The following is a 13,692-nucleotide window of genomic DNA, read 5'->3' as shown; positions in this document are numbered from 1 at the left end:
TGAGTTGAGAGTTAATGAAGTGAGGTGAACACATGGAAGCACTCATCACAGCGATATTGCTGATTGACTAGCATCGGTGGCGCTTGATGAGACTGAGTCATCTCAATCAGTGCTGCGACTGTCGTACCTACAACCACGCCTATAGCAGGATGAACCCTAAGCGTCTTACACAGACTAACGCCAAGGCTGACTAGAACCGTAGGAGACAACAGCTGGTCGATCAAATTGTTACTGATGCCATCAGTCATCTCATAGACCGCAGTTGACTGACAACATGGACAGATGGTTTTCATAAACACTCCTTTTATTTTGGGCATAAAAAAGGCCTGCACGAGGCAGACCTAAATTAATTGGATGAGCAGTAAACGATCTATACCCGATCTCATAAAGGTAGTATGTATTTGAAATTAGTTTGCTATTGCTAAAAATCCTCCACACCTAAGAGTAACTTCCATGTCCAAAGCTACGCATATTAGGTAGCGACACTTTGAGACGCTGCATATACTTATTAGGTCGAGTTAAATACAACGCCGTGTTCATAGCATTCTTGACCTCTAAAGGATTGTCTTTGTGGATCATGCCTATGCCAAGAGTGCCTTGGTGATCGTAAGCTTGTTTGTGCTTAAAGTTATTACAGTTGTAGTAGGTACCTAAGGCCTCTGTAATTTCAACCCATTCATTACCAACGGCATCGCCTAGAAACCAGTCCTGTCTATGCTTATCACCGTTGTAGATTAATAACAGGTGACAATGTAGACCACCATTAATTTCTCCTTGCTCTAAAGCCCAAGCGTTACCTCTTAAATTTTTAAAGCAGCCTCTTTTACGTCCTAGTTTCTTTCTCAGATCATTTATAAAACTGTGAAAAGTTTCAATGTCGACAAGATGTGTAAAATCAGGTTTTATTTTGAGGTCTATTCTTACGATAAGTACACGCGAATACTCGCTCAGAAAATAGTTCATATATTGATGAATTGATTTGCTATTACGTTGTTCTTGCAAAGCAAAGTTATTAATAGGAGTGTCAAATTCATATTGATAAGAATTTAGAGTATGCAAGAATCTCTGCGTCCTTTCTTCATCCCAAATAATTTCATCGGGATAGTAATTGTCACAAACAAGATAAGCACTACCTATAAACCATTTTATCGAACTAGTATATTCTAATTCGTGATCATAAAGTAATATCATTGACTGACAATAAAAGCTCAACTGTTCACTTATTTTTTGAATATTAATTCTAGTTTTAGAATTAAGTATATCGGTCACGAGTTTATCTACTTTAGTAACTACGACTTCATGGCTCAAAGTTGAAATGATCATTTTACTTTACCTAAGATTATTGGTTCATAATGTTAGGTAAGTATGTAAATTATTATTACTATTGATGAAGGTAGCTAGTTACATAGTATTAGGATTGTTACATATAATATTAATATAACCGGATTTTAAAGCTGATGAATATATCGATACAGTGTGACTTTGATTTTTAAAAAAGCCTATACAGGTGGGGATTTATGGATGGGGAGTTACGTAGGCATTGAGAGGCATGAGCATTAGATTTAGATATCAAGTCATATAAAATACTTGCGACATCAAACTATGGTTTTTTATATTCTATCGTAAAAATAATCCTAATAATAACTAAATTACAAACTCGTTGACGATCGAAAAACCGAATATAAAAACCTTTAAACAACATTATCTGTGACATAATATAAGAGTTTTCGTACTGGTAATGGCTATAAATTTACTACTAGAAGCGATGATTTCACTATATACAGCTATAAAATTACTAAGTATGCAATAGATTTACTACTAAAATATACATATTTACTAAGCATCAGGATTTTCTATATGAGTAACAATCACCATATTTTAGAACAACAGGCGCAAACGCTTGGTCCATTTCAAAATGTTCAACATCAATATATAAATCAGAATAGCCAGCCACATGTAATTATTACAAGAGAGGATATTTATAAAAAGGTTAAAAAGATAGATATAGAAGCTGTTAAACAGTTTTTATTTTATGATTATCTATCAATAGGAAGAGTAAAACTCTTCTATGATTTCGATGATGATGACGCTTATAACCTTTTAACTGATCATTTACTTACAAACTCTAGCCCATTCCAAAAACTTGATTATTTAGTATCGTTGAAAACATATAGTTCTATCCCGAACTCTTTTTTAAATTGGTTTGCTAGTGATTTAAGGGCAGGTTTGTATTTTTCAGCTTATGTGGATACTGAGTTTGTTCAAGATTGTTTTTATGGAGGTATAGAGTTTTTATACTGGATAAAGTCAATTATAAAAATATCAAATTTAGAGGTGGAAAAACATATTACTATTAGACCGAACCTTAATACTGACCAGAGTCTAAAAGAAATAAATATTGGAAACTTAAACATGATGAAAAGAAGGTATTTGAATCGGAGGACACCTTCAAAAAAGATAGATTGGATTAATTTAGAAGATGTTGAGCAAATTCAATGGGGATACAATTATTTAGATGATCGTAAAAATCTCGTATTAAGTAGTATTTTTTTTCCTAAGACGATCAAGGATAAGTATAATTTAATTTTAGCTAGTATTGATATTGCAGATGATAATGATTTCGAATATAAAGTACCTAATGGAGATAAGGAATTGCTCTTTACTGCAAGAGGTTATTTAATTTATAAAATGCGTAGAGCATGGGATAGTATTCTGAGTACGCGAAAAAAAGCTGAAGATAAGTCTAAAAGAGTAGTTACTATCACTCAAAAAAATTATAAAATATTAATTAAACTTAGTTTACATCAAAAGCTATCGCTTAATAAGATGGTTAATAAATTAATTGAAGACGAATATTCTTTAATTAAAGAACATCTGGATAGCGATTGAAGTTCAGACTATTAGTCTAATAACTTTATTTATTATTAAGCTTATCATTCTTAATAAGTGATAGTAGGTCATCAATAGTAACTCCTTTACTGAGTAAGGCTTCAACAAGCACTTGTTTGTTTGCACTCTGTAACGTCTCAGGTTGTTGATTTTTCAAGGTATTTTCAATCTGCTTACGAGCAGTTTGAAAGTCTACAACTTCACCTGTATCTCTGAGCAGGTCTAAAAAATCCGCCCAAACCTGCATAATTTTACGACGCTCTTCCAAATGCTGTGCATGATTATATACCGCTCTAATACTGCTTTTTTTATCATGGGCCATTTGCTTTTCGATAGCATCGCCCATATAGCCAAGCTCGTTTAAGTTGGTTGAGGCGATATGGCGAAAGCCGTGACCTGTCTGTTTGCCTGCGTAGCCTAAGATATCGAGCGCGTTATTAATAAACTCTTCACTATAGGGCTGATGCATGCCTGTATGGTAGAACACGTACTCATACTGCCCTGTGATGTCTTTCATCTCTTCTAGCACTGCGAGCATCTGATCTGACAATGGTACAACGTGCTTACGTGCAATTTTAAGATTATCGATATCAACACGCCATAAGCGGTTCGCAAAATCGATGTGTGACCATTTCATCATACGTAGCTCGATAGTACGACAAAATGAATAGGCTAAAAACTTCATACCTAAACGAGTCTGATCATGACCATGATAGCCTTCGATAGCTTGTAGTAGCGCAGGCAGCTCATTAATATCCACGTGCTTCATGTGCTGACTTTTGGCTTTAGGGTAGAGCGCTTTTAGATCATCGATTGGGTTTTGCTCGATAATACGTTCACGTTTGGCACGCCTTAGGACATTAGCAACCAAATCGATAGTACGTCTGGTGACTTCACGCGGTGGCTCACCGTCTTTGTTCACACGCTTTTCGATCTCATCTGCCATTGAACGGCAATCTTCAAAGCTCACGTCCTTTAAAGCAATACCTTTAAAGTGTGGCAACACGTCTTTATGCATACGATTATAGTCTTGCTGATAGGTACGCGGTTTGACGTTACGCTGACGCTCATTAAGCCAATCTAATGCGTAGTCATTAAACTTCTGCGCTTGGATATTGGCAAGCTTGTCTTGACGCTTTTTATTTTTTGGATCGATACCATCGGTGAGTAGTGCCTTGATCTCAGTATTAGCCTGCCTTGCTTCAGACAACGACATAAGAGGATAAGTGCCAAGTGTCATTCGTGTTTGCCTACCATCAAAGCGATAGGCGCTTATCCATGTCTTTGTGCCAGTATTGCGTACTAATAGCTGTAAACCTTGCTGATCACTGTATTTGTCAGGACGCGCAGGCGTGCATTTCTCACTAGGTTTAAGCTTACGGATCTTACTATCGCTTAACATGTTGGTCTATTCCCTATGGCTATAAGCTATATAATTCAAGTGATACAACAAATACGTTGGTCTAATACTGAATAATAAAGCTTAAATGTTGGTCTTTTTGAGGTCTAATGAAATCATAGACCAACAGATAGACCAACACAAGCTATGGGATAGGTAGGTCATGTTCGGATAGATTAGGAAAACGTTAGACATAAAAAAAACGCTATAAGCGTTATTTATAAAGGGTTGCAGAGGTGTATAGGAGTGTTTAGGACAAGATAGGAAAACTAGCATTTGATAAGATTGGCGGTGAAGGAGGGATTCGAACCCTCGATACGCTATGAACGTATACACACTTTCCAGGCGTGCGGTTTCAGCCACTCACCCACTTCACCGTTTTTAGACGGCTTAGTATAGCGGATAACATTTAAAATGTCACCACTTACGCCTTATCTTTCTTTATTGCTACACCCCTGCTAGGATAGCGTATACGTAATAGCGAGCATAGACGGTTGAAAGCTGCATGATAAGTTTTGGCAAATATAAAGACATTTTAAAAGACAGCACAATGATGGCGATATTTGTCATTGTAGTAGGATTATCATCGGCGCAAGCAGCTGAATTCACTCAATGTAACCAGTCTTTTTATGGCGGTATCTACCCTGAGTTTACTAATGATAAGCTTAGCGCCAAGACTCAGCCACTTTGTATGGACGGTTTTGCCGTCATGTATTCAGGGGTGTCACGTACACCACTTTGGTCGGCAGAACATTTGACTCGCAAGCGCTTGCAGCAAGCCAAAGACATCGACCGCGAAGACAGCTTTCATGAAGAAAGCCGAGTGCCGAAGTCAGCGCGTGCTTCACTGTCAGATTATTCAGGTTCTGGTTACGATCGCGGCCATCTGGCACCCAATGCCGATATGGCCACACGCAGCCAGCAATACGACAGCTTTAGTTTGGCCAACATCGCCCCGCAGTCACCACGCAATAACCGCTATATTTGGCGCAATATTGAATCTGCTACGCGTTACTTAACGCAGCAATATGGTGAAGTTTATACGGTCACAGGAGTTGCATTTACCAATAAAAAAACTAAACAGCTCGCTGGACGAGTATTGGTACCCAGTCATTTTTTTAAGGCGGTTTATATTCCAGCAACCAATCAGGCAGGTGTATATTATGCTCCCAACGATGAATCCGAGCGTATAGAAATCATCAGCGTTGATGAGTTAACAGCCAAGACAGGCATTGATGTTTTACCAGCGCTTGATATTCAAACCAAAACGCAAGCTTTAGAGTTGCCACTAAAGGCTGGCGAAAGTACAGATACACCGAGCGACGCATCAAATGACGAGCCTACTTGGCTGCTGTTTGTATGGGCAATTCTTGAATGGTTGGTCGCACAGCTGCAAGCATAAATCAAAGTCAGCTTAAATAATGTCCATTATTTATCTATAGGTAATGTCCAATGTTACCCAACCATGGAGAGTAAAATGATTGATCCATTCGCAAACAATCATCAAAGTATGCAAATTGGTGAGCTGATCGTAGAAAACCAAAAAGATAAAGTTATCATTTATGGAGATCTTGATTTATTGTTTGATGAGACAGGCTATGAGCAAGCGAAACAGTTGCACGAGTTGACGACTAAAGTATTGCAAGCTTTCGAAAATTCTGATCAAAACAATAAAAAAACGCTTTCGTCAAAACAAGAAAATGACCAGCCAGACAATGATATAGACAATCCTTTTATGTAACTATTTGATATAGTTTTGATTTTATAGAAACAATTATCTATAAAAAACTACTAGGCAAAGTTCGGATTTTGTCTATAATGAGTGCAGAAGGGGTTATTGGAGTTGATTGTGTTGTCTGATGGACTAATAAAGCGCAACAAACAACCAATGACCTAGGATAAGCACAAAAAACGTTGTTTTTGAATCATCATACGAATGGAGTCGATCTATGAAACTATTTACAAAATCTGTGTTAGCAGTTGCTGGTATTAGCATGGCCACCATGGCAATGGCGGCCGATCCACTGGCCAATACTACTTGGCAGACTTTTGACGATGGCAAACCGAAAGGTGTGGTCAAAATCACTGAGTCAAACGGTGTTTTAACAGGTAAGCTTATTAGTACCGTATCAGAAAAAGGCAAAAAGCACGTCGGTATGACTATTATCTCCGACTTAAAAGCGGATGGCGGCGGTAAGTATAGTGGTGGTACTATCACTGATCCTGCGAAAAACAAGACCTACCGTATGACTGCCAGTTTGGAAGGTAACACGCTTAATTTAAAAGGCTACCTAGGACCATTTTCACGTAGTCAAACTTGGAAAAAGAAATAAGTAATATCTGTATCTATACAACTGTTTAATATCTACTATATGATTGTATGGCACAAAAAATAATACAACCCGCATCGCCAATAGGCCATGCGGGTCTATTTTTAGTAAATTTTTATATTACTCAAACAAGCTTGCTGTTGAGTACCATTAGTTAGTAAATTCAGGGTAAGCCTCCATACCACATTCTGCGATATCAGCGCCTTCGTACTCATCTTCTTCAGAGATACGCAGACCGATAGTGGCTCTAATAACTGCCCATACAATGGAGCTGGCAACGAACACCCAGATAAAGATAGTTGCGGCGCCCGCTATCTGCCCCAGCAAGCTAGCAGCAGGATTGGTAATAGGGACGATTAGTAGACCGAACAGACCAACAACACCATGGACAGAGATAGCACCGACAGGATCATCGATTTTTATTTTATCTAAAGCGAGAATAGATAATACAACAATTACACCTGCAATAAGACCAAAGAGCGTCGCTTGCAATGCAGATGGGGTAGAGGGTTCTGCAGTAATGGCTACTAGACCTGCCAATGCACCATTTAAGAGCATGGTCAGATCTGCTTTACCAAAGATGAGACGTGCCAGTAATAAAGCGCCAATTGCGCCACCTGCTGCCGCTGCATTGGTATTCAAAAACACCATGGCGACTGAGTTAGCACTAGCGATATCGCCCAGTTTCAATACTGAACCACCGTTAAAGCCAAACCAGCCCATCCATAGTATCAATGTACCCAGTGCTGCTAATGGCAGATTGGCACCAGGAATCGCTCGTATCTCACCATTGGGTCCATATTTGCCTTTACGTGCGCCCAAAAACAATACACCGGATAATGCCGCTGCAGCCCCTGCCATATGAACGATACCAGAGCCTGCAAAGTCAGAAAAACCCATAGCAGTTAAGCTAAATAGTCCAAAGACATCGTTGCCACCCCATGTCCAGCTACCTTCTAGTGGGTAGATAAAACCTGTCATTACTACTGCAAACGTTAAAAAAGCCCAAAGCTTCATGCGCTCAGCGACAGCGCCTGAGACAATCGACATACAAGTGGCCACAAAGACAACTTGGAAGAAAAAGTCAGATGCTGCAGAATAGACAGAATCACCTTCAAAGCCATTTTCGGCTGAGGTTGTTAAAGCGTCTTTTACTAAAGTCTCACCACCTGCAATACCACTTAAAAACCAGTCGCCACCATACATAATGGCATAGCCACATATCATGTACATAGTGCAAGCGGTTGCAAAAAGAGTAATATTCTTGGTTAAAATTTCGACAGTATTTTTTGATCGAACCAGTCCAGCTTCCAACATAGTAAAGCCTGCGGCCATCCACATGACCAGTGCGCCACATACCAAAAAATAAAACGTGTCGAGTGCGTATTGCAGCTCAAAAATCTGACTTTGCATCTTAATTCCCCCTTGAATTGACAATGCGGTAGATTGGTTTGCTTTTAGACGTACATTACAAAGTAGCTGTCCTTATGACATGATGTTTGTTAAAAAGATACTTGCACCAATCGTGTGCAAAACTGCTTATTTATGGTTTAACTATAAAAGTTAAATCGCATCTGGCCCGGTTTCGCTGGTACGAATTCGGATAACCTGTTCGAGTGCTGTCACAAATATCTTGCCATCACCGATTTTGCCAGTGCTGGCGATACGTGTGATAGCCTCAATAGCTGGCTCAACCATCTCATCGATAACCGCGACCTCGACTTTTACTTTCGGTAAAAAGTCCACTACGTACTCTGCACCGCGATACAGTTCAGTATGTCCTTTTTGACGACCAAACCCTTTAACTTCGGTGACAGTGACGCCTTTGACGCCAATATCAGACAGTGCTTCACGCACATCATCAAGCTTAAATGGTTTTAAAATCGCAGTGATTAACTTCATAAAAAATTTCCTTATATGAATGATGTCGCAGGCCGTTGCATACTTCTAATGCATCATAGCTTTGCCATGCTTGTGATAAGTCATTCAAAAAATGTGCCAGACGTACTCAAGGGGGAGGAACGTTTGGACTTACTTATCTCAAAAATGACCGCCACTATAACGGAAAAAAGCTTTAAATTCTCATCGTATATGATGCAATAAAAACGAGATAGTCCTGATAATTACTTAGTAATTTTAGGATAAATACAGCGGAGTTACCTGTGACGTTAGGTGCAACAAGAACTTTATTATAACCAACTTTCATACCCTACGGGGAGGGTATCCTGTGATGATTTGCGAAAATCTTACAAAGAGTGGAGTCTAGATGTCAAAACAGAATTAAGATAAAGACAGCTAACTCAACAATGGAGATAATGAGAGGCTGTAGAAGTCAGTAGATAATAGTGTATAGAAATAAAACCAGGGCGGGATTTGTGGTCTAATTGTCCGATAGCCAGACAGTAGATTGGCTTGTCAGTAAGATGCCGCCTACGTTAAGCGCTACGCAACTAGCATCTATACTAATGATAAACTATGTGTGGTAATAGCAGATATAAAGAAGCTTAAGCTTTAGGAAAAAGTAAATAAGGCGTTTTAGTAGTGCCCAATAACTTCTCAGTTTCGCTCCCTTTGAGTAGCTCACGTAGCCGCGATTGTCCAAAAGCACCAGTCATCAGCAGGCCAATATTATGCTCGCTTTGATAATAGTTCAAAGCAGCACAAACATCACGGCAGTTCAATAAAGTTTTTTTACAATTGATACCGGCTTGCTTGAGACGAGCATAAGCCTCACGCAGTGCATCGCAGTTTTCGGAGGTGTCTTTACCAACCATCACAATATGAATGGTTAATGCTCGAACCAGCGGTGTTTTACATAGCCAATTAAGCATTTTATGAGAAGTGGCGCGATTATCAAACGCAAATAAAGCGGTAGTAGGGGGCGAAAATGGTGCATGAGTCACCAAAGTGGGGCAGTGGCTTAAACGTATCAACTGACTCAAGGTAGATTTACAGGTAACATGATGGCCGATAACTATCAATTGTGATTTTTCATCAACGTAATCGATACTATTGCCTAGGGTCTCATGACGATGCAGCGTATAGACCTTATGTTTATGCAAATTTTGCTCACAATAAGCCGCTGCTTGATGTAGCAAAAGCTTGCCTTGAGCTTTAAGCTCTGAGTTGCTCAGATGCTCATGGCTTGTAAATTGATCAAGTAAAAGATTTTCATCGTCGATATTTAAGCAGCCTGAATAATTGATAGCCGCCTTTTGCTGTACGCTTGGGACTGCATGTAGTAGACCGACGGGCGTTTGCATACGTTTTGATGCCCACATACTAGCATCCAACACGGCTTGTACATGGTCAGGACAATCTAGACAAGCAATAACACTATCTGGTTTTAAGTTACTCATAAGGGCAACCACATCATCTCAAAGAAAAGTACAGTTAAGCCAAACAGAAGGAGTACAGCAGCTATGATTGATAGCCACTGTCAAGCAAAACCTGAGGGCAAAACTAAACGTTTGAGCCTATTTGCTAATCCAATAGGCCGATATCGCGGCGATCATGAATAGAGAAACGATCGATCAACGTGCGACTGGCGTTATTTAAACCAACTACTTTGACATCAATACCCTCGCGTTGCAAGCGCATGACCAACTTATCTAAAGTATCGACCGCACTGATATCCCAAAAATGCGCGTGACTGACATCGATCTCAATATTATCTACAGCTTCTTTAGTGTCGAAGCTTTGCAAAAATTGCGTTGTCGAGGCAAAGAAAACCTGTCCTTGGACATAATAATAACGGGTATTGCTACTGTCGTCATAATCACTAAATATGGTTAAGAACTGACCAATTTTGTTAGCAAAAGCTAAGGCTGATAGTAGGACGCCAACCCCAACCCCATACGCCAAGTTGTGAGTAAAGACAGTGGTCAAGACGGTTGCTAGCATGACAATGTTAAACGACATAGGATGGGTTTTAAATTCTCGAATAGACTGCCAGTTAAATGTACCGATGGATACCATAATCATAACAGCAACGAGAGCCGCCATTGGAATTTGACTGACCCAATCGCTTAAAAAGACCACCATAATCAATAAGACTACACCCGCCATCAACGTTGATAAACGCGTACGTCCCCCAGATTTTACATTAATCATGGATTGGCCAATCATCGCACATCCTGCCATACCACCAAAAAAACCTGAAACGACGTTGGCAATACCCTGACCACGGCATTCACGGTTTTTATTACTTGGCGTATCAGTCAGCTCATCTACAATCGTAGCGGTCATCATCGATTCAAGCAAACCAACAATGGCTAACGCAATAGAGTAAGGAGCAATAATCAGTAACGTATTTAGATTAAGTGGAATATCGGGCAGCAAAAACACTGGTAGCGAATCGGGTAGGTCGCCCATACTACCCACATTACGAATGTCTAAATTCATATACAATGCGACAGCTGTCAGGCCAACGATACACACAAGCGGCGATGGTACAATACGGCCGATCTTGGGAATAAGCGGAAACAGATAGATAATGGCTAGGCCGGCTGCTGTCATCATATAGACAGTCAATCCAACGCGTTCAGTCGCAGGATTGAGCTCTGGTAGCTGAGCGGCAAATATCAAAATCGCCAGCGCATTGACAAAGCCAATCACCACTGAGCGAGAGACAAAGCGCATCAGATTACCAAGCTTTAAGATACCCATGATAATTTGGATACCACCGCACAGCAGTGTTGCGGCAAGCAAGTACTGTAATCCATGCTCAGCGACTAGGTCGACCATAACGAGTGCCATCGCACCTGTGGCAGCTGAGATCATGCCTGGGCGACCACCGACAAAGCTGATGACCACTGCAATACAAAATGAGGCGTACAAACCAACCTTTGGATCGACGCCTGCGATAATAGAAAAAGCAATGGCTTCAGGAATCAGAGCCAATGCAACGACGATACCTGACAGCACATCGCCGCGCACATTAGAAAACCACTCATCACGTAAGCTATCAAAAAAAGATGTCATAAGTAAACTGCATAGATTTGGAGGCAAAAAAAGTAATCATTCGCTAGTAGCCATATTATCTGTCAATAACAACTGTCTACGGATAATGTCGGCTGCTAAGAAAGCTACCGCGTCGCTCAACAGACTAAAACTGTCAAACGGTCTTGCACTTTCGCTATCTCAAAGATTATAAATATCCTACAACATCTGGCTACTGAGTTATTTGCAGTATCGCCAATAGCAAAATAAGATAAAAACCTAAGATAGTACACAAATGGCTATGATGATGTATCACAGCAGATAGATTGTCAGGTAAGATAGACAGAGTAGCTATGAACAAATAAATAGCTATAAACAAGCATCTGCCGTAACCTAATGACAGTATGATTCGCTACTAAGGGTTAATAACCATGTGATAAATACCGTAATATAGGTCATCACACGCTCAATCAGCGTACAAAACTAAATTATCAGTTAAGACCCTAGTAACTTAATATAAAAACATGCGCATAATAGCACAAAGTGATGAAAAAGCAGTACCGAAACATGCACGATACCGTTATCATGCTTACCATTATTATGATTAAAAAATATCATATCGCCTATCTAACCAATATAGTATCGTCAACACCCACATTTGATAGCCAAACCCTAGCCTCAAAAAAGGAAGATATATGATGCCCCTTGCTGCAACAGAAACGTTAATCCATAAAGGTAGTGGCCTACAAGTGGTGGTCGGGTTGGGTCAATCAGGGCTATCGGCAGCACGTTATTTGACTGAACAAGGCTATCAAGTAGCAATCACAGATGGCCAATCAGCACCCGCATTAGCAGAAAAGCTTCCCGCTGCAATCGAAATTCGTCAGTTTGGCGCTATTGATGCAGAGCTATTGCAACAAGCCGCACGTATTATTATTAGTCCTGGTATATCACTTGAAACTCAAGCAGTGGCAGCGGTGCGGCAAGCCAATATTCCGGTAGTAAGCGATATTCAGTTGTTTTGTGAGGCTTGTGATGTTCCTATCATTGCGATTACTGGTTCTAATGCCAAAAGCACCGTGACGACACTGGTTGGAGAGATGGCTGCAGATGCTGGTATCAATGTTGGCGTGGGGGGGAATATTGGTGTGCCAGCGTTAGACCTTTTAGCCAATAATGACATGGCTTTAGCTGTCCTTGAATTGTCTAGCTTTCAATTAGAAACAGTAACCAATCTGGGTGCTCAAGTAGCCACAGTGCTCAATATGTCTCCTGATCATTTAGATCGTCATGGTGACATGCTGGGTTATCATCAGGCCAAGCACCGTATTTTTCAAGGTGCCAAGTCGGTAGTAATCAACCGTGAAGATGCGCTTACTCGGCCACTGGTTGCTGATGATTTGCCACGTTTAAGCATTGGTATTCATGCGCCAGATAGAGATCAGTATGGTTTGATAACTGACGTTAATGGACAGATTTATCTGGCTCGTGGTACAGAGCGGTTGTTATCAGCAGACAAGCTGATTATTAAAGGTCGCCACAATTTACTCAATGCTCAAGCAGCTCTCGCACTAGGCGAGCTTGCCGGTCTGCCTATCGATAGTATGCTTACTACCCTACAACGCTTTGCAGGGCTTGATCATCGTTGTCAGTATATCGAAACGGTTAGAGGGATTGATTACTTTAACGACTCTAAGGGTACCAATATTGGCTCGACCATCGCTGCTATCAAAGGTTTGGGTGCAGTGTATGCGGCCAAAGATGGTAAGCTACTTTTGATCTTAGGAGGTCAAGGCAAAGGTCAACAGTTTGGTGAGTTGGCACCCTTTATTAATCAATATGTCAGTCAGGTTTTATTGATTGGGGAAGATAGCCAGCAAATTGAGCAGCATTTACGTGCAGCCAAGCTAAGTAGTGATGTGCTACTTAAGCAATGTCAGACACTAAAAAATGCTTTTACTGCTATTCAGCACGTGACTAGTAGCAGTTTGTCGCAAGTACAAGCAGTGTTATTATCACCTGCATGTGCAAGCTTTGATCAGTTTAGTGGTTACGCCGCTCGTGGCGATTACTTTAGTGAGTTAGTAACGCAATTGGTTACGGACACTAAAGCTGATAATACGCTTGGTTAAT

The 13,692-nt window shown here is 40.4% G+C and carries 12 protein-coding genes and 1 tRNA gene; 5 read left to right on the top strand and 8 right to left on the bottom strand.

The features are described 5' to 3' along the window. Positions 1–11: 11 nt before the first annotated feature. The gene (locus tag ACTXGH_RS11025; protein ID WP_299187944.1) at positions 12–293 is read right to left on the bottom strand and encodes a hypothetical protein; all 282 of its coding nucleotides are present in this window, start codon (positions 291–293) and stop codon (positions 12–14) included. 145 nt (positions 294–438) lie between these two features. Continuing rightward, positions 439–1,323 (bottom strand): YagK/YfjJ domain-containing protein, encoded by an 885-nt coding sequence (locus ACTXGH_RS11020; protein WP_299187941.1) that lies wholly within the window; start codon positions 1,321–1,323, stop codon positions 439–441. Positions 1,324–1,857: 534 nt separating this feature from the next. On the opposite strand from ACTXGH_RS11020, the gene ACTXGH_RS11015 reads away from it, so the two are divergent. Then, entirely contained in the window at positions 1,858–2,889 is a 1,032-nt protein-coding gene (locus ACTXGH_RS11015) for a hypothetical protein (protein ID WP_299187939.1), read from the top strand. 25 nt (positions 2,890–2,914) lie between these two features. Here ACTXGH_RS11015 and ACTXGH_RS11010 read toward each other — a convergent pair whose 3' ends face one another. Both ACTXGH_RS11010 and ACTXGH_RS11005 read right to left on the bottom strand, forming a co-directional pair. After that, positions 2,915–4,291: a tyrosine-type recombinase/integrase gene (locus tag ACTXGH_RS11010; RefSeq protein WP_299187937.1), complete on the bottom strand. Its 1,377-nt coding sequence runs from the start codon at positions 4,289–4,291 to the stop codon at positions 2,915–2,917. A 283-nt stretch (positions 4,292–4,574) separates the two neighbouring features. Beyond that, a tRNA-Ser gene (locus tag ACTXGH_RS11005) sits at positions 4,575–4,665 on the bottom strand. A gap of 128 nt (positions 4,666–4,793) precedes the next feature. Here ACTXGH_RS11005 and ACTXGH_RS11000 point away from each other — a divergent pair. The 3 genes from ACTXGH_RS11000 (at position 4,794) to ACTXGH_RS10990 (ending at position 6,621) form a co-directional block, all read left to right on the top strand. Next, positions 4,794–5,690 carry a DNA/RNA non-specific endonuclease gene (locus tag ACTXGH_RS11000; protein WP_439296485.1) on the top strand — a complete coding sequence of 299 codons (897 nt, stop codon included), beginning with the start codon at positions 4,794–4,796 and terminating at the stop codon, positions 5,688–5,690. Between the two features lie 75 nt (positions 5,691–5,765). Beyond that, the gene (locus ACTXGH_RS10995) at positions 5,766–6,029 is read left to right on the top strand and encodes a hypothetical protein (protein WP_439263059.1); all 264 of its coding nucleotides are present in this window, start codon (positions 5,766–5,768) and stop codon (positions 6,027–6,029) included. Between the two features lie 208 nt (positions 6,030–6,237). Then, positions 6,238–6,621, top strand: a complete 384-nt coding sequence (locus tag ACTXGH_RS10990) for a DUF2147 domain-containing protein (RefSeq protein WP_439263061.1) — start codon at positions 6,238–6,240, stop codon at positions 6,619–6,621. A gap of 147 nt (positions 6,622–6,768) precedes the next feature. On the opposite strand, the gene ACTXGH_RS10985 is transcribed toward ACTXGH_RS10990, so the two are convergent. The 4 genes from ACTXGH_RS10985 to ACTXGH_RS10970 all read right to left on the bottom strand — a co-directional run bounded on the left by ACTXGH_RS10985 (position 6,769) and on the right by ACTXGH_RS10970 (position 11,601). After that, entirely contained in the window at positions 6,769–8,031 is a 1,263-nt protein-coding gene (locus tag ACTXGH_RS10985; protein WP_439296486.1) for an ammonium transporter, read from the bottom strand. Between the two features lie 150 nt (positions 8,032–8,181). Beyond that, complete coding sequence (locus tag ACTXGH_RS10980; protein WP_058369633.1) at positions 8,182–8,520, bottom strand: P-II family nitrogen regulator; 339 nt, start codon at positions 8,518–8,520, stop codon at positions 8,182–8,184. Between the two features lie 602 nt (positions 8,521–9,122). After that, on the bottom strand, positions 9,123–9,977 hold the full coding sequence (locus ACTXGH_RS10975) for a universal stress protein (protein ID WP_439263065.1): 855 nt from the start codon (positions 9,975–9,977) through the stop codon (positions 9,123–9,125). Positions 9,978–10,101: 124 nt separating this feature from the next. Further along, complete coding sequence (locus tag ACTXGH_RS10970) at positions 10,102–11,601, bottom strand: SulP family inorganic anion transporter (protein ID WP_439263067.1); 1,500 nt, start codon at positions 11,599–11,601, stop codon at positions 10,102–10,104. Between the two features lie 653 nt (positions 11,602–12,254). On the opposite strand from ACTXGH_RS10970, the gene murD reads away from it, so the two are divergent. Continuing rightward, positions 12,255–13,691, top strand: coding sequence for a UDP-N-acetylmuramoyl-L-alanine--D-glutamate ligase (gene murD / locus ACTXGH_RS10965; RefSeq protein WP_439296487.1), 1,437 nt, complete (start codon positions 12,255–12,257; stop codon positions 13,689–13,691). Position 13,692 lies beyond the last annotated feature (1 nt).

It is taken from the genome of Psychrobacter sp. 1Y10, from assembly GCF_052259005.1.
Lineage (GTDB): Bacteria > Pseudomonadota > Gammaproteobacteria > Pseudomonadales > Moraxellaceae > Psychrobacter > Psychrobacter saeujeotis.
Note: the sequence above shows the minus strand (reverse complement) of the source record. Positions and strands in the feature narration are given on the sequence as shown.